The following is a 16694-nucleotide window of genomic DNA, read 5'->3' on the forward strand; positions in this document are numbered from 1 at the left end:
GCAAGTACGAATAATCGAACAGATTAAAATTATTTTATGAAACGATTGATGACCATGTTCGGAATAGCCACCGCGACCCTGACCAGTTGCGGAACCGCTCAGCCCGGCGACAGCCCGACCGGGAATGCCGCACTCGACACCGCCCTGACCGCAGCCGAGAAAGAAGCGCGCGTATTTACCCCCGAAGTGATGTGGAAGATGGGGCGTATCGGAAACGGCGCCCTGTCGGCAGACGGGACGAAAGTCCTGTACACCCTGACCTATTATAATATGGGCGAGAACAAAGGGTACACCTCGCTGTGGGTGATGCCGGTCGAAGAGCCCGGCAAAGCGCGACAGATTACGAACAACACCGGGAAAGACAACTCCCCCGCATGGGGCGTCGATCCGAAAACCGGCGAGTCCTGCATCTACTTCCTCAGCACCAGAGGCGGAGAAGAGGCCACCCAGCAACTTTGGCGCGTACAGCCCGACGGGACGGGACTGCGACGCCTCTCCGACGTCAAAGGAGGAATCACCGGCTTCGGAGTGAGTCCGAAAGGGGATAAGATTTGGTACACCGCCGACGTTCAGGTAGACTCGGTATCTTCTGCGGACATATACGGCATGAAGGCATCCAAAGCCCTGATCTACGACGACCTGATGGAGCGGCACTGGGACACTTGGGAAGACGGCGCATACAGCCATATCTTCGTGGCCGACCTGAACCCATCGGCCGCAGACGGCAACGGGATTTCCGATGCGCGGGACATTATGCCCGGCGAGCCGTGGGACGCGCCGACGGCCCCCTATTTCGAGATGAGCGAAGTGGCATGGAACCACGCCGGAACACAGGTGGCATACACCTGCAAGAAGCTCACCGGGTATGAATACTCGATGAGCACGAACTCGGACATCTACCTCTACGACCTGAGCGACGGCTCAACCCGAAACCTGACAGACGGGATGCCGGGGTACGACAAATATCCGGTCTTCTCGCCAGACGACAGCCGGTTGGCGTGGCAAAGCATGGAACGCGCCCGGAACGAGTCGGACAAGGATCGCTTGTTCGTAATGGACCTCGCCACCGGGGCGAAAAGCTACGTAACCGACGGATTCGACTACAACGCCGCCAACCTGCGGTGGAGCGGAGACGGCAAGAGCATCTACTTCATCGCCCCGATCGAGGCGACCCACCAGTTGTGCCGGGCCGACCTCGCCACGGGCGATCGACCTGCGACCATTACCGTGCTGACGGCAGGCGACCACGACTACACCGACTTCAGCATCGCTTTCCTGACGACCGGCGAGGGCGGTGCGCAACAGCCGGTGGTCGTTGCGGCGAAGACCACCCTCTCGATGGCTCCGGAACTCTTCTCCATCGACCTCGCGAACGGGAAAGATACCCAGATCACCTTTATCAACAAAGAGATTTACGACCACGTCGATATGGGCGACGTGCAGAAACGGTGGGTGACGACGACCGACGGCAAGCGGATGCTGACGTGGGTGATCCTGCCGCCGGACTTCGACAGCACGAAACAGTATCCGACCCTGCTCTACTGTCAGGGCGGGCCGCAGAGCGTCGTTTCGCAGCGGTGGAGCTACCGGTGGAACTTCCAGCTGATGGCGGCCCAAGGCTACATCGTGGTGGCGCCGAACCGACGCGGGCTGCCGTCGTTCGGACAGGAGTGGCTCGACCAAATCTCGGGCGACTACTCGGGACAGAACATCCGGGACTACCTCTCGGCCATCGACGATGTGTCGAAAGAGCCGTGGGTGGATACCGAGCGACGGGGCTGCGTGGGGGCTTCTTACGGGGGCTACTCGACCTTCTACCTCGCGGGGCACAGCGACCGGCGGTTCAAAGCGTTCATCGCCCACTGCGGGATGTTCAACCTCGAAAGTTTCTACGGCGAGACCGAAGAGCTCTGGTTCCCGACCAACGACCTCGGCGGAGCCTACTGGGAACGGCCGGGCAATAAAGTGGCGGATCGTTCGTATGCCAACTCGCCGCACTTGGCGGTGAACGACTGGTATGCGCCGATCCTGATCATCACGGGGGCGAAGGACTTCCGGATTCCGTTCACACAGAGCCTTCAGGCTTTCACGGCAGCGCGGGCGCACGGCATTCCGTCGCGGCTGGTCTACTTCGAGGACGAGGGACACCAGGTCTTCAAACCGCAGAATTCGCTGGTCTGGAACCGCGAATTTTTCGGCTGGCTGGACAAATACCTTAAACACTAACTCTGAGCCGTCCGATGAAACGTTACATCGAACTCCTCGAACAACTGATCGCCACCCCCTCCTACAGCCGCGAAGAAAAGATGACGGCCGACCTGCTGGCCGCTTTTCTGACGGGGCGAGGAGTAGCGGAGGTGCACCGGCTGCACAACAACGTGTGGGCCCGGAACCGACGGTTCGATCCGTCGAAGCCGACCATCCTGCTCAACTCGCACCACGACACGGTGAAACCGGCGGCCGGATGGAGCCGCGACCCTTTTCTGCCGGAGGTGGTCGACGGGAAACTGTACGGTCTGGGGAGCAACGACGCGGGGGCGAGCGTGGTGAGTCTGACGGCGGCCTTTCTGCACTTCTACGAAGCGGAGGATTTGAAATACAACCTGCTGCTGGCTTTGACGGGAGAGGAGGAGGTTTCGGGACAGAACGGCATCGAGAGTATCTTACCGGAGATCGGCCCGTTGGATTTCGCCATCGTGGGCGAGCCGACGGGGCTCCATTTGGCGATTGCCGAACGGGGGTTGATGGTATTGGACTGCGTGGCGCACGGCAAACCGGGACACGCGGCGAGGGACGAGGGAGACAACGCGATCTACCGGGCGATGGAGGACATCGATTGGTTCCGCACCTATCGGTTTCCGAAGGAGTCGGCCTTGTTCGGCGGGGTGAAGATGAGTGTGACGATCGTCAGCGCGGGGACGCAGCACAATGTGGTGCCGGCGGAATGCCGGTTCACGGTGGATGTCCGGGTGACGGATCGCTATACGAACGAGGAGGTGCTGGCGATTGTGCGGGAACATGTCCGGTCGGATGTTTTCCCGCGGTCGACGCGGCTGAAGCCGTCGTCGATCGATGCTTCGCACCCGATCGTGGCGGCGGGGATGGCGCTGGGACGACAGACGTTCGGCTCGCCCACGATGTCGGATCAGGCGCTATTATCGGTTCCGTCGCTCAAGGTGGGACCGGGGGAGTCGGCGCGGTCGCATACGGCGGATGAGTTCGTCTATCTCAAAGAGGTCGAAGAGGGTATCGCCCAATACATCGCTCTGCTCAATGCTGTTCTTTAATCCTACGGTTTTCTGTACGCTATTCTTTGAGCCGGACGGAACCGTACCTTTCTTGAAAGAAAGGTACCCAAAGAACTTTCATGATAGCTACGCTACTCCTTAGGCTCCGCAGTCTTCAGTCTTCGCGAGTCTGTCGGGCTGGGGTTTTCTCGGCGGGGCGCATATAATGCAGGTATTACCCTAATGCGCCCACGCCGGAAAACCCCAGCCCGACGAACAAACCGAGATTTGGGCCGCCGGCAGCTTGAGGATGCGCCAGCATCCGTCTAAAGTTTTTCTGGTTCTCTTTGTTCACAACCGACGCTGCCAGCGAGAGCAATACAAACATAGTTTGCAAATTGCCGAGCGGCGAGGAGGAAAACGAGCACAGCGAAGTTAAAAAGAACAGTACCCTCCAACCCAATGAACGGGGGATTAAAACCGTACGGATAAAAACTGTCATTTTGGAGGAGTAGTCTATTTTGCCTACTTTTGCAGAAGCTCTGCGGATGTGGTGTAATTGGTAGCCACGCCAGACTTAGGATCTGGTGCCTTGACCGGCGTGGGGGTTCGAGTCCCTTCATCCGCACATATTGTTTATGAAATAAGAAACTACTTTGCAGAATTGAGCTTCACTATCTTTTGCCAATCTATAGAACCATCTGCCAAACAATAATTTTGAGTAAATTCTAAAGTAAACTTATTAATTAATTTAGCATAGGCCTCTAAAAACTCTTCGTTCTTCTCTCTTGCTTTATGACCTAAAGGTTCTATAATATCAATATACAAGGTATCCTCACCTGATATTAATGACCAAAATTCTTGTCCGCATAATTTGAAATAATCCCCTTTATCTGGATTCTTATCTTTCCCATAACAACATCCGTTCACTTTGATTATATGTAACTTAGAGTTACTCGTCCGAATAATTTTCTCTGCTCTTTTAAAATCTTCTTTCATTTTCCTAATTTGAGAAGCATTTCCCCAATTAGGCCCTGATTTAATCGCAACAGCGTATCGGACACAATCCTTATCAAATTCAAGATCAATACCTTCTGCCATAGATTTCCATCCGCCATAGACTTTCCCATTAATAAAAATAGCAAGTCCCTCTAACCAATCTCCAAAAATGGTTTCTTCATTAGATGAGATGTGAGCATCAACAATCCCTCGTACAATCTCTTCTGACGTTAAAACATATTTAGCCCTAAACAAATATGGATTCTTTCGTTTTAGTATCCTAACCAGTTTAAGAGTATCAAGACTTTGAATCCTTTTTTGATGAAATATCCCTATATTTTCTTCAACATACTTTGTAACATCTGCCAAATCTAACTTATCCATTATCTCTTGTTTTGTGTTTTTCTACTCCTAACGACGCACAAACCATATCGCAATATTCTGGTACGATTTCAATTCCAATTGAATTTCTATTCATCTGTTGAGATACGGTTATGGTAGTACCTGAGCCCATAAAAGGATCCATCACTATATCGCCTTCTTGAGTAAACAATTTGATAAACCACTCGGGTAACTCCTTTGGGAATGCAGCACTATGATTTTTATTATTACACTCAGTAGCTAGATATAACACATTCGTAGGATAAGCAAACTTACGAGATGTCCAATTGGATATTTTTTTCCCAAAGCCACTCCCCACTTTAGAATCATCTCGTATTTTATCTGTCTCGGATAAATTCTTCAATCGTGATTTTGCCCATTCTCCCATAGGTACCATTACGTTTTCCTGATACATATGGAATTTCTTGCTTTTATTAAATTGCAGCAATCTTTCCCAAGAGTCCCGAAAGCGATTCGGCCATTTCCCAGGATAACTATTTTTCTTATGCCAAATAAATTCCTCTGTCCATAACCAGCCTTGTTGACGCATGGCTAAAATAAGTTCTAAGACATACGTACTACGTTCTCCTTCTACTACTTTCTCTTTGATGTTTAAAATAAATGTTCCTGTAGGTTTCAGTACACGCAACAACTCAGCTGAAATAGATGAAAACCACTGCACATATTCACTAGGTCTAATCCCACCATAAGTTTTTTTTCGCTGATCGGCATATGGAGGCGAAGTTACAATTAAATCAACGGAATCATCCGGAATACCTTTTAACACTTCACGACTATCCCCTTGATATATCTCTATCATAATATTATCGCTTGCCCAATTTTGCAAAAATAGACAATTGCAAAGTTGCATCAAAACGTGTTTCAGAATTACCTAACCAGCCACTCGAAGACCGCACGGAACGCCGCTTCGCGCGCCGCATGCGTCGAAAGGAACAGATCGTGCACCCCGTTCCGAATCTGCACGTAAGTCACATCCGACCCCAGATTCCGCGCATAGCGACCGATATCCTCCACATTCAACACCGAATCCGACCGAAGCAACTCTTCGCTCCACTCCGTGCCGAAATACGACCGGTCCGAACTCATCACCAACACCGGCACCTCGATGTGCAACCCCCGTTTGATGCGCCGCTGGCCGTTGCGCACCGCCCGCAGCCACGAAAAATAGAGCGGAATCCCCTCGATCGGTTTGAATTTCGTGTCGAAATGCCACGCCCCCCGGAAATCCCGGTGCATGCTCTGAGCATAGAGCGGCGACAGCTCGTTCTTTTTATGAGCGAACGGCAGGACGATGCTCACCGCCGCCGCCAACGGAATCTCGACCCGACGTTTGAACCACGACGCATTGAACTCCAAAAACGGACTGTTCAACACCACCCGTGCAATCGCCGTCCGCTGTTCCGCCGGCCCGTCGTCGGCATACAGGGCCGCCAGCAATCCCCCCGTCGAATGCCCCAGGAGGATCACCTCCGTCGCCCCCTCGGCCAGAATCCGACGGATACTCTCCGTCAGGTCGGGATAGTATTCGTACATCGACCGCGCAAAATCCGGGTGTTGCCCTTCGAGCAGCGACCGGCCGTACTTGCGAAGCTCCACGGCATAAAACCGATAGCCGTGCGCCACGAACTCTTCGGCCATGTGCGTCTGGAAAAAGTAGTCGATATAGCCGTGCACGTAGAGCACCGCCCGCCGCGTGTCTCTCTCCGGCAACGGAGCCTTGATGAGCGTGGCGACCACCGGCCCGTCGTAGTCGGCCGGAAAATTCAGCGTCTGATATTCGAATTCCATAGGGTTCAATGCCAACAGTGGGTCAGACTGCAATCTTCCCCCGTCGTTTCAAGCTCGATCGTAGCATGTTCTATGCCGTTTTGTTCGCAAATGAACCGGATTTTTCGTTTGAGGGCGATTTGCGCTTCGGTGTCCAACGGCGCGACCGTCACCGCGTGCAACGTGCTGACGTTCCGCTGGCCGTCCAGACTCCACAGGTGCAGGTCGTGAATCGAAGCCACCTCCGGCAAGGCCACGATCTCGTTTTTCAGCCGTTCCACATCGATTTCGGACGGGGTGTGCTGCAATAGGATGCGGAACGTAGCCCGCATGTTCCGATAGACGTTCCACAGCACCCAGCACGAAATGGCGATCGACAACAGCGGGTCGAGAATCGGCACCCGGACGAAGAGCATCACCACGCTGACCACCAGCACGGCCAGCCATCCCAGCACATCTTCCATCATATGGAGCATCACGGCCCGTTCGCTGATCGAGCCTCCCTTTTTGAGCCTCAGCGCGGCAAAGCCGTTGACCAGCACGCCGAAGACGGCCAATCCGAGCATCCCTTCGGCATTGGGTTCCTGAGGCGTCACGATGCGTTCGACGCACGCTTTGATAATGAAGACCGAACCGACGAGCAGTACGGTGGAGATGAACAAGGCGCCGAGCAGCGAAAATCGCTTATACCCATAGCTATACCGGGCATCTCCGGGTCGTTCGGACACTTTCTGCAACCGCCAGGCGACGGCCAGCGACAAGCTGTCGCCGAAGTCGTGAAAGGCATCCGATAGAATCGCAATGCTGTTTGTCCACAGCCCTCCGATGAGTTCGACGGCGGCAAACCCGAGGTTGATGAAAAACGCAAGGGCAATATTTCCTGTCGCCGCATGATGGTGCATGTGGTCGTGGTGGTGTGGGTGGTTATGATCGTGCATGGCTCTGTTTGTCTATTTCTGGGTCTCTTTGCGCATGGTGTTTCGCGCTGCCCCGCCCCGGGCTGCCGCGATGCGGGAAGCGACGGAAAGTTTGGCGACTTACTGGGTAACGGCAATTATGGGTTCTGTTACTCGTCGACTGCAAAGGGCACTGGAGGCACGTATTTGTATTTGGGCACGACGTGGATCTATCCCTCCAGCGTATACTTTCGCGCTTACGGTCTTCAGTTGCGTTGCCTCTCGGAATAAACGCGCCCGCAGGGCGTTTTACTGCCAGCCTCTACCCTACTTTTGAGCGGAATCTTGCGGTTCGAAGAACCGCCCGGGCCGGAGCCACCCCAGGCGTAGGCCTGCAACGTCGCGGAGCTCGTTGCGTCCACGCTGGCTCCGACCCTTAATATTCACTCTCGACTAAAGTGGGTCGGGCGCCCGGGAGGTACGGCAGCTCTCGGCGCGGAAGCGGCGTGTGGCAGGCCGCCCGTGAGGTGCTGTCGTGAGGTAGAGGCGGCTAGTAAAAGACGCTGTGCGTCCCTCCCGTGGGGAGGTGTCCGGCCCGCGCGATCCTAAAAGATCGCAAGAGCAATGCCCAAAGCACGGTCAAAAGTTCAGCCCAACTCACCGCCCAATGCCCTCCCCAATTCTTTCGGATTAGACCTGTCACAGTTCGCCGCCAGCAGGAACGCAACCGAGCTTGCAAAAATACAATTGCCTTAGCGGGTTGAAGCCTGCGGGGCCCAAAGCAACGTCAGTTGCGGGCCTCCGCGGTCGGAGGTTTCGGCCCGCGCGGTTCTACGAACCGCAACTGCAACGCCCCATTCTCGGAAATTCGTCCTCGGCGCGCCCCCCTCGCGCCGCTAATGCGTCACCCTCCCCGAGGACGGTGACCTAAAGGTCGCAAAATGAACGAAATCCCTCTTTAGGCGGGCGGGCGACGGATGTTTGTGCGCAGTTCTTTGTCCGCGCGCCTTGGGAAATCTTGTCAAAACGCGCCAGCGCATTTTGACGATTTCCCTCCTAAGGCGTGGCGCGCGTCTTTAACTACAGGAGGGTACTGCGCTCGGGCCGCGCGGGCCCCACGTCCCGTGGACGGGAAATGCTTACGCATTTCCAACTACCAGCCTCTACCCCCATTCTTGGTTCGCGCGCTGACCAATAAGGCAAAGACAACCCGAACAAAACACCCAACGGGTGCGTGGACGAGAAATGCTCGCGCATTTCCACTGGCAGCCTCTGCCCCGAAAAAAGCCAGGGCTGCCCTAAGAGTCTATCCCCCTCACCGCCTCCACCCACCGGGTCAGTTCTACGAATTGTGCTATGCTCAATGTTTCAGGTCGCAAGCCGAAAAACGGATGCGCCTCCACCCTCCCCTCTGCCACCGCACACAACACTTCGGGAAACGATGCCCCCAACGAATTCCGGATCGTCTTCCGCCGCTGATTGAAAGTAGCCTTGACAATCTTCCGAAACAATTCCTCGTCGCACCCGAGTTCCGTTACGCCGTTCCTTCGCAACCGAATCACGGCGCTCTGCACCTTAGGCGGCGGATTGAAAACACCCGGCGGCACGGTGAACAGATATTCGATATCGTAATAGGCCTGCAACAGCACGCTGAGGATTCCGTACTCCTTCCCGCCTGGCGAAGCCGCCAGCCGAACGGCGACTTCTCGCTGAATCATCCCCACGACTTCCGGAATCCGATCCTTGAAATCAAGGACTTTAAAAAATATCTGCGACGAAATATTATATGGAAAATTCCCGATAATCCCCACTCCCTGCGGATAAAGTGCCGCCAAATCGAGGCGCAGAAAATCGCCTTCGAGAACATTCAGGTTCGGATAGTGCACCCGCAGGTACTCCACGCTCTCGGTATCTATTTCCGCGACGGTCAGCCGATCGCCGTAAACCGGCAACAAATATTGGGTCAATACGCCCATCCCGGGCCCGACTTCCAACACCTTTTCCCGGGCAATCCGCTCGTCGTCGCCTGCATAAAGCGCTTCGGCAATCCGCCGGGCTATGTTCTGATCGGTCAAAAAGTGCTGACCTAAATATTTTTTCGCTCTGACTTCCAAGTGCAGCAGATTAAAATGACAAAACTAAATCTTCTTTTTCCTGCATCTCCCGCCCCGGGCTTCCGCGACGCGGGGAACAATGGATTGTTGGGCGAACTGTTGGGTGTCGGCAACTACGGATACAACTGGTCTTCTGCATCCAGCGGATCCAATGGCGTGAGTTTGAGTTGCCTTATGACACATCTCAACCCCGGCGGGCCGAATTACCGAGGCATCGGTTTTCAGTTGCGTTGCCTCTCGGAATAAACAGAGAGGGACTCGCGGGATGTTTTATTGGCTGTGTCTACCCCCAAATAACTGGGCTGCCTCTACCCGACTTTGGTTTGACCTTGGGCCTCCGGCCCGCGCGTCTTGTTGATGCAGTTCGCCGCCAGCGGAGAGCGGCAACGAGCTCCGCGAAGTTGCAGCCCGCCGCGTGGGGTGGCGGCGGACTGCGCGGCTCTGCGAGCCGCAGAAGCACGGCCCCAAGCACTGACCCGTGTCCGCCTCACTGCGGCTCCGCTGTCGCTCCGCCGCCTTTGCCGTCGCCCGCTGGATTTCATCTCTATTTTGCTGTCGCAAAATGAGCGAAATCCCCTTTGTAAGCGGGCGGGCGACGGAGTTTTTGCGCGGGCCAAGTTTTTCGCGCGCCTGCGCGATTTAGTTTGAGGGTACTGCGCTCAGGCCGCGCAGGCCCCACGTCCCGTGGACGGGCGAAACTACGTTTCGCTATGGCTGCCTCCGCCGATTCTTCGTGCACGCGCCCCGCAAAAGCACGTCAGTTCCCCGCCTCGCTCAGAAATTTGACCCGCACCAAGCGTATCTCCTCCTCCGTATAATCTCCCCCCAACTCCCGCACCGCATCCGACACCGAATCCGTCTCCGCATCCTCCGTAAAATAGTCGATGATATCCACCACCTTATCCTCGTCCACCATCTCCGCGATATAGTAGTCGATATTAAGCTTCGTCCCCGACCCAACGATCGCTTCGATCTCGTCCATCAACTCGTCCATCGTCAGCCCCTTCGCATCCGCAATGTCCTCAAAGTCCATTCTGCGGTCGATGCTCTGAATAATGAAGACCTTATTCCCGCTCTTATTGACAATGCTTTTGACCACCATCTCCTGCGGTCGTTCGATGCCGTTTTCCTCTACGTAGCGAGCGATTAGTTTAATGAAAGGCTGCCCGTAACGTTTCGCTTTACCTTCTCCAACACCTGAGATATTATTCTGCATCTCTTCGAGCGTTACCGGATAATATATTGTCATGTCCTTAAGCGAATCTTCCGAAAAAATAACATAAGGCTTATAGCCACTTTTACGAGCAACTTCCTTGCGCAGGTCGAATAGCATATCTAAAAGCACCGGATCAGCCGCCGCCCCCCCCTTTGCCCCCGGATGCGCCGCCACCGAATCCTCGTCGTCCACCTCCTCATACCGGTGATCCGCCACCAGCTTCACGCTGAACGCCCCGCCCGGCGCCAGAAAAGCACGCCCCGCATCGCTGATCGAGAGCAAACCGTAGTTTTCAATATCCTTGTCCACCAACCCCAGAATCAGCCCCTGCCGAATCACCGCGTTCCAGAAATGCGCATCGTGCTCCGCCCCCGCTCCGAACAGCTCCAGCTGGTGGTGTTTGTACGACTTCACCAGATTGGTCGTCCGCCCCAGCAGCACCGCCTCCAGATAGTCCGCCTTGAACCCTCCGCCGATCACCGCCAGCGTCTCCAGCATCAGCCGCATAGCCTCCTGCGCCTCGAACTCCTCGCGCGGATTACAACAGTTATCGCAACAATCGCAGTTAGGCACCCCGTACTCCTCGCCGAAATAGTGGAGCAGCATCCGCCGCCGACACATCGCGCTCTCGGCATACGACACCGTTTCCTGCAACAGCAGCCGACCGATCTCCTGCTCCGCCACCGGCTTGCCCTGCATGAACTTTTCGAGCTTCTGGATGTCCTTATAGCTGTAAAACGTGATGCACCGCCCCTCGCCCCCGTCGCGTCCGGCACGTCCCGTCTCCTGATAATACCCCTCCAGCGACTTCGGAATGTCGTAGTGAATCACATACCGCACATCCGGTTTGTCGATCCCCATTCCGAACGCGATCGTCGCGACGATCACATCCACCTCCTCCATCAGGAACTTGTCCTGATTGGCCGCCCGCGTCGCCGCATCGATCCCCGCATGATACGGCAACGCCTTGATCCCGTTGACCACCAGCAGCTCCGCCAGCTCCTCGACCTTTTTCCGCGAGAGGCAGTAGATAATGCCGCTCTTGCCCGGATTCTGTTTGATATACTTGATGATCTCCTTCGTGGCATTGACCTTGGGCCTCACCTCGTAGTAGAGATTGGCCCGGTTGAACGACGACTTGAAGACCTTGGCATGCTGCATCCCGAGGTTTTTCTGGATATCGAGCTGCACCTTCGGCGTCGCCGTAGCCGTCAGCGCGACGACCGGCGCCTGAGCGATCTCCGAGATGATGGGCCGTATCCGGCGATACTCCGGCCGGAAGTCGTGTCCCCACTCCGAAATGCAGTGCGCCTCGTCGATGGCATAGAACGACACCTTGATCTTCCGCAGGAACTCCACATTCTCCTCCTTAGTCAAGGACTCCGGCGCAAAATAGAGGAGCTTCGTCTTCCCCGCGAGCACATCCTCCCGCACCTTCTGCACCGCGCTCTTGTTGAGCGACGAATTGAGGAAGTGCGCCACGCCGTCCTCCATCGAGAAAGTCCGCATGGCATCCACCTGATTTTTCATCAGCGCGATGAGCGGCGAGATGACGATCGCCACCCCCTCCATCATCAGCGCCGGGAGCTGGTAGCACAACGATTTCCCGCCCCCGGTCGGCATCAGGACGAAGGTGTCGTTCCCCGCCAGCACATTGCGGATCACCTCCTCCTGATTCCCCTTGAACTGCGAGAAGCCGAAATGCCGTTTGAGACTCTCGTACAGAAAGTCCGACGACGAATAGTGGGACGTAGTGCGGTTCGCCATAGCGTATAAGATTCCTCCCGGATGATGAAAAAAACAAGACCACCTCTCTCTCAGCCCGTCACCGTTCCGCCCGGCCTCCGAAACCGAGGCCTCTGTCGGCGCGAACGACAATAAAGGTAATCGTTTTTTACAAAATCCGACTACCTTTGTTCAAAAATTCTATCGGAAGTGACTACCGAACAGACCATAGCATTCGCCCGGCAGATCGTCCGCACGGAGTGCGACGCCGTGCGACGGCTCGAAGCATATATCGACGACAACTTCGTCGAAATCGCCCGGACGATTTTCCGGAGCCGGGGACGGCTCATCATCACCGGCATCGGCAAGAGCGCCATTATCGCCAACAAGATCGTGGCGACCCTCAACTCCACGGGCCAGCCGGCCGTCTTCATGCACGCAGCGGACGCCATCCACGGCGACCTGGGGATCATCCAGCCGGACGACATCATTCTGTGCATCTCGAAGAGCGGCAACTCGCCGGAGATCAAGGTGCTGGTTCCGTTCATCCGGCAGATGGGCAACCTGCTGATCGGCATGGCGGGCAATCTGGAGTCGTTCCTGGCGCAGCACAGCGACCGGGTGCTGAACACGACGGTAGCCGAGGAGGCGTGCCCGAACAACCTGGCTCCGACGTCGAGCACGACGGCCCAGTTGGTGATGGGCGACGCGCTGGCGATGACGCTGCTCAAGATGCGGGGATTCACGGCGCAGGACTTCGCCCGGTTCCATCCGGGAGGGGCGCTGGGCAAGAAGCTCTACACGCGGGTGGGAGATATCATGTCGGCCGAAGGGGCGCCGCAGGTAGCTCCGGACGCGGATCTGAAGACGGTGATTATCGAGATTTCGGGCAAACGGCTGGGAGCGACGGCGGTAGTGGAGCCGGAAACGGGCCGAATGCTGGGGATCGTCACGGACGGCGACCTGCGGCGGATGCTCCAAAGCGGTCAGGATATTACGGCGGTTCGGGCGCGGGAGATCATGTCGCCTTCGCCGAAGACCATTCCGGCGGACGAGCTGGCGGTCAAGGCATTCCGGATGATGGAGCAGAACAAGATCACGCAGTTGCTGGTGCTCGATCCGGAGCGGAACGACGCTTATTGCGGCATTATCCACATCCACGACATCCTGCGCGAGGGGGTGGTTTAGCACCCACGCCCTGTCGGCGAGGCTGCGCGCGGACAGAAAACAGAGCGAAGATTTGGGCCGAGGCGGTTAAGCGATACGCAGTATCGCTCCGTCCCGCCGGGGCGCCCATCGGGCGTTTTGTTAGGGTTGTCTTTGCCTTATTAGCCGTCCGCCGCCCGCGCAGGGCAGTTTCAGGCGGGTCAAAGCTCGATCCGCGCGCGATCACTGAAGTAGGAAATCATTCAAACGCGAGTTTCGCGTTTGAATAAGATTTCCGCCAGCGCGCGGACAGAGAATAGGGGTAGAGGTTGCCAGTGGAAATGCGTGAGCATTTCCCGTCCACGGGACGTGGGGCCCGGCCGGCCCGAGGCCAGTTTTAGGCGGGTCAAAGCTCGACCGCGCGCCGTCGCCCTAAAAGGGAAATCGTCAAAATGTGCTGGCACGTTTTGACAAGATTTCCCCGGCGCGCGAACAAAGAATGGCGCGCGGAAAAACTCGACCGTGTGCGAAAACGCCGTCGCCCGTCCGCCTAAAAAGGGATTTCACTCGTTTTGCGGTGAGCAAAATCGAGATGAAATCCCAGCGGGCGACGGCAAGATGGCGGAGCGAAAGCGGAGCCGCAGTGAGGCGGACACGGGGCGGAGAACTGGGCTCTGCTTTGGGCGGTGCTTTTGCGACCTTATAGGTCGCCGTCCTCGGCGAGGGCGACGCATTAGCGGCGCGTGGGGGGCGCGCCGAGGACGAACTTGAAAGAATGGATGAACTTTGAGGGTGGGTTGGGCTGTGCTTTGGGTTGATCTTTTGCGGCTCGCAGAGCCGCGCGGGTCGGACGCCTCCCCCTCGGGAGGCCTGCAAACTCACGATGTTCGTTGCGTTCCGCCCGGGCGTCCGACCCGCCAAAGAAATAAAGTAGGGCCGAGGCGGCCTGTTGGTTAGGGTAGAAGCTGCCAGCAAAACGCCCTGTGGGTGCGCCCCGGGCTACCGCAGCGGTACCGCCTCAGGCCTACCGTCCAATATCGGCACACACGGGTTCAGCTATTCGTCATCGGTGAACGACCATTACAGTACATATTTGTATTTCACCGTAACGATCCTCCATCCCTGCGAAACCTACCACCGCGCCTATGGTCTTCAGTTGCGTTGCCTCTCGGAATAAACAGGGAGACGGAGGCTTAGGATAGAGGCTGCCATTAAATCACCCAAAGGGTACGCCCCGGGCTGCCGCGACGCAGGCAACTATAATCGGAACGGTGCATTGTGGATCATCGGCAGCTATGGATACAGTTGGTCTTCATCGACCAGCGAGACCAAGGGAATGTATTTACACTTTGGCCCGAAGGAGTTCAAGACCAATGACGCGACACCCCGTGCCAACGGTCTTCAGTTGCGCTGCCTCTCGGAATAAACGGTGCCGCTCGGCACCCGAAAGATGGCAGCCTCAGCTTAAACAACCGGCAGCCTCACCCCCAACAACTCGCAGCCGGAGCCAGCGTAGGCCAAACGAGCATCGCGAAGTTGCGGTCCTACGCCGGGGGATGGCTCCGGCCCGCGCGACCCCAAAGGGTCGCAGGAGCTCGGCCCAACCCATGACCTAAAGCTCTCTAGTTCGACCTGTCCCCATCCTCCCGAACGGCAAAGCCGCTGGGCGACAGAGCCCTGACAACTGCCCTAAACCGTAAACTCAAAAAATATTTTTCAACCACTTAACCCAACTTTTTACGTGAAAAAATCGACCCTTCTTTTTTGGACAGCCGGTCTGTTGGCCGCTTCCGCCTCCGTGCAGGCCCGACAAACTCCGGTGGAATTCAGCACCCCTTATCCGTTCGACCCGCCCCGCTACGTCTGCTACCGGGCGCCCCAGGAGGTGACCATCGACGGCAATATCGACACCCCGGAGTGGGCCGATGTGCCGTGGACGTCCGACTTCGTAGACATCGAGGGCACTCGCCGGCCGGTGACGCCGCGCCATCGGTGCCGGGCCAAACTGATGTGGGACGACCGATATCTGTACATCGCCGCCGAAATGATCGAGCCGAATCTGTGGGCGACCCTTACGGAGCGCGAATCGGTGATTTTCCAGGACAACGACTTCGAAGTCTTCCTCGATGTGACGGGCAGCACCCACCACTATATGGAATTCGAGGTCAATGCGTTGGGCACCGAGTGGGATCTGATGCTGACGCGGCCTTACCGGGACGGCGGGGCACCGCTCAACGCGTGGAACATGAACGGAATGCGGTCGGCGGTGAAGCTCTACGGCACGCTGAACGATCCGTCGGACACGGATGAAAAATGGACATTCGAGATGGCGATTCCGATCCATACGCTGCTGGAGGTTCGGTACGGGAAACGCGGGATCGAAACCGGCGAACAGTGGCGGTTGAACTTTTCGCGCGTGCAATGGCTGTTGGATGTGGTGGACGGAGCATACGTCAAACGGCCGAACCTGCCGGAAGACAATTGGGTTTGGGCTCCGAGCGGCAAAATCAGCATCCACGAACCGGAATACTGGGGTTTTCTGCAATTTTCGACCGTGACGGCCGGCAAGGGCGAAACGCCGTTCGTCTGGAACCGGAACGAAGAGGTCAAATGGGCTCTCCGGCAGCTCTACTTCCGTCAGCGGGAGTTCCGCAGCTCGACGGGGCGGTGGGCCTCTACGCCGAAAGAGTTGAAAGCATCTGACATCGAGATCGAAGGACTCGCTTTCAGACCGACGGTGTATGTGGCGGGCGACAGCTACCGCATCGTGGCGCCGGGGTTCGACGGCACATCGTGGTACATCGACCAGCAGGGCTACGTGGGCGAAGGGCGATAGGCTTTCGAAACTCTGTATACGAAACGGGGTTGAAGCAGAGTTCTGCTCCAACCCCGTTTTCATACCCCCCCTGTTCATATCCTCCTTTTTGTATTCTCACCTCAATCCGCCCCGGGCTACCGCCATCGGGATACAGGTGCGCTGCTCGGCGTCAGCAAGTATGGTTACAGTTGGTCGTCTGCGGTCAGTACCACCAGTACTAGCGGCCTGAGTTTGAGTTTCAACGTAGCGTGGCTCAATACTAGCTACACAGACCTCCGCGTCTACGGTTTTCAGTGCGGTGCCTCTCGGAATAAACGGGGGCGCGTGCCCGTGGGGGCAAGAGGCTGGAGTTACCCTAATTGCGTTTTGAGTGCATCCCTGCGG

At 56.5% G+C, this 16694-nt stretch carries 13 protein-coding genes and 1 tRNA gene; 7 read left to right on the forward strand and 7 right to left on the reverse strand.

Annotated elements, in window-relative coordinates:
• The first annotated feature begins 36 nt into the window (after positions 1 to 36).
• The gene (gene dpp5, locus ACTO3O_RS03235) at positions 37 to 2226 is read left to right on the forward strand and encodes a dipeptidyl-peptidase Dpp5 (RefSeq protein WP_297830753.1); all 2190 of its coding nucleotides are present in this window, start codon (positions 37 to 39) and stop codon (positions 2224 to 2226) included.
• A 14-nt stretch (positions 2227 to 2240) separates the two neighbouring features.
• Complete coding sequence (locus tag ACTO3O_RS03240) at positions 2241 to 3287, forward strand: M20 family metallo-hydrolase (RefSeq protein ID WP_294594197.1); 1047 nt, start codon at positions 2241 to 2243, stop codon at positions 3285 to 3287.
• Positions 3288 to 3462: 175 nt separating this feature from the next.
• On the opposite strand, the gene ACTO3O_RS03245 is transcribed toward ACTO3O_RS03240, so the two are convergent.
• Complete coding sequence (locus ACTO3O_RS03245) at positions 3463 to 3729, reverse strand: hypothetical protein (RefSeq protein ID WP_297830756.1); 267 nt, start codon at positions 3727 to 3729, stop codon at positions 3463 to 3465.
• Positions 3730 to 3771: 42 nt separating this feature from the next.
• Here ACTO3O_RS03245 and ACTO3O_RS03250 point away from each other — a divergent pair.
• A tRNA-Leu gene (locus ACTO3O_RS03250) sits at positions 3772 to 3855 on the forward strand.
• A 23-nt stretch (positions 3856 to 3878) separates the two neighbouring features.
• Here the strand turns inward: ACTO3O_RS03250 and ACTO3O_RS03255 are convergent.
• The 5 genes from ACTO3O_RS03255 to rsmA form a co-directional block, all read right to left on the reverse strand.
• A complete protein-coding gene (locus tag ACTO3O_RS03255) occupies positions 3879 to 4610 on the reverse strand; it encodes a PmeII family type II restriction endonuclease (RefSeq protein WP_297830758.1) in 732 nt (243 codons plus the stop codon).
• The gene (locus ACTO3O_RS03260; RefSeq protein ID WP_297830760.1) at positions 4603 to 5427 is read right to left on the reverse strand and encodes a DNA-methyltransferase; all 825 of its coding nucleotides are present in this window, start codon (positions 5425 to 5427) and stop codon (positions 4603 to 4605) included. The genes ACTO3O_RS03255 and ACTO3O_RS03260 overlap by 8 nt, the downstream gene beginning before the upstream one ends.
• 68 nt (positions 5428 to 5495) lie before the next feature.
• Positions 5496 to 6416: an alpha/beta hydrolase gene (locus ACTO3O_RS03265; RefSeq protein ID WP_297830762.1), complete on the reverse strand. Its 921-nt coding sequence runs from the start codon at positions 6414 to 6416 to the stop codon at positions 5496 to 5498.
• Positions 6417 to 6421: 5 nt separating this feature from the next.
• Positions 6422 to 7333, reverse strand: a complete 912-nt coding sequence (locus ACTO3O_RS03270; protein ID WP_297830765.1) for a cation diffusion facilitator family transporter — start codon at positions 7331 to 7333, stop codon at positions 6422 to 6424.
• Between the two features lie 1256 nt (positions 7334 to 8589).
• Entirely contained in the window at positions 8590 to 9405 is an 816-nt protein-coding gene (rsmA, locus tag ACTO3O_RS03275) for a 16S rRNA (adenine(1518)-N(6)/adenine(1519)-N(6))-dimethyltransferase RsmA (protein ID WP_482596438.1), read from the reverse strand.
• 15 nt (positions 9406 to 9420) lie between these two features.
• Here rsmA and ACTO3O_RS03280 point away from each other — a divergent pair, with 15 nt between their 5' ends.
• Complete coding sequence (locus ACTO3O_RS03280; RefSeq protein ID WP_297832502.1) at positions 9421 to 9651, forward strand: hypothetical protein; 231 nt, start codon at positions 9421 to 9423, stop codon at positions 9649 to 9651.
• 511 nt (positions 9652 to 10162) lie between these two features.
• On the opposite strand, the gene recQ is transcribed toward ACTO3O_RS03280, so the two are convergent.
• Entirely contained in the window at positions 10163 to 12388 is a 2226-nt protein-coding gene (gene recQ, locus ACTO3O_RS03285; RefSeq protein ID WP_297832504.1) for a DNA helicase RecQ, read from the reverse strand.
• Between the two features lie 168 nt (positions 12389 to 12556).
• Here recQ and ACTO3O_RS03290 point away from each other — a divergent pair, with 168 nt between their 5' ends.
• The 3 genes from ACTO3O_RS03290 (at position 12557) to ACTO3O_RS03300 (ending at position 16328) form a co-directional block, all read left to right on the forward strand.
• Positions 12557 to 13534 (forward strand): KpsF/GutQ family sugar-phosphate isomerase, encoded by a 978-nt coding sequence (locus tag ACTO3O_RS03290; RefSeq protein ID WP_297832506.1) that lies wholly within the window; start codon positions 12557 to 12559, stop codon positions 13532 to 13534.
• Positions 13535 to 14768: 1234 nt separating this feature from the next.
• Positions 14769 to 14918: a hypothetical protein gene (locus tag ACTO3O_RS03295; RefSeq protein WP_297625304.1), complete on the forward strand. Its 150-nt coding sequence runs from the start codon at positions 14769 to 14771 to the stop codon at positions 14916 to 14918.
• 315 nt (positions 14919 to 15233) lie between these two features.
• The gene (locus ACTO3O_RS03300; protein ID WP_297832870.1) at positions 15234 to 16328 is read left to right on the forward strand and encodes a carbohydrate-binding family 9-like protein; all 1095 of its coding nucleotides are present in this window, start codon (positions 15234 to 15236) and stop codon (positions 16326 to 16328) included.
• The last annotated feature ends 366 nt before the right edge of the window (positions 16329 to 16694 follow it).

This window comes from Rikenella sp., from assembly GCF_056799795.1.

Coding starts and splice junctions, on each gene's coding strand:
- dpp5 (WP_297830753.1), top strand. CDS start 37: ATGAAACGATTGATGACCATGTTCGGAATAGCCACCGCGACCCTGACC.
- ACTO3O_RS03240 (WP_294594197.1), top strand. CDS start 2,241: ATGAAACGTTACATCGAACTCCTCGAACAACTGATCGCCACCCCCTCC.
- ACTO3O_RS03245 (WP_297830756.1), bottom strand. CDS start 3,729: ATGACAGTTTTTATCCGTACGGTTTTAATCCCCCGTTCATTGGGTTGG.
- ACTO3O_RS03255 (WP_297830758.1), bottom strand. CDS start 4,610: ATGGATAAGTTAGATTTGGCAGATGTTACAAAGTATGTTGAAGAAAAT.
- ACTO3O_RS03260 (WP_297830760.1), bottom strand. CDS start 5,427: ATGATAGAGATATATCAAGGGGATAGTCGTGAAGTGTTAAAAGGTATT.
- ACTO3O_RS03265 (WP_297830762.1), bottom strand. CDS start 6,416: ATGGAATTCGAATATCAGACGCTGAATTTTCCGGCCGACTACGACGGG.
- ACTO3O_RS03270 (WP_297830765.1), bottom strand. CDS start 7,333: ATGCACGATCATAACCACCCACACCACCACGACCACATGCACCATCAT.
- ACTO3O_RS03280 (WP_297832502.1), top strand. CDS start 9,421: ATGACAAAACTAAATCTTCTTTTTCCTGCATCTCCCGCCCCGGGCTTC.
- recQ (WP_297832504.1), bottom strand. CDS start 12,388: ATGGCGAACCGCACTACGTCCCACTATTCGTCGTCGGACTTTCTGTAC.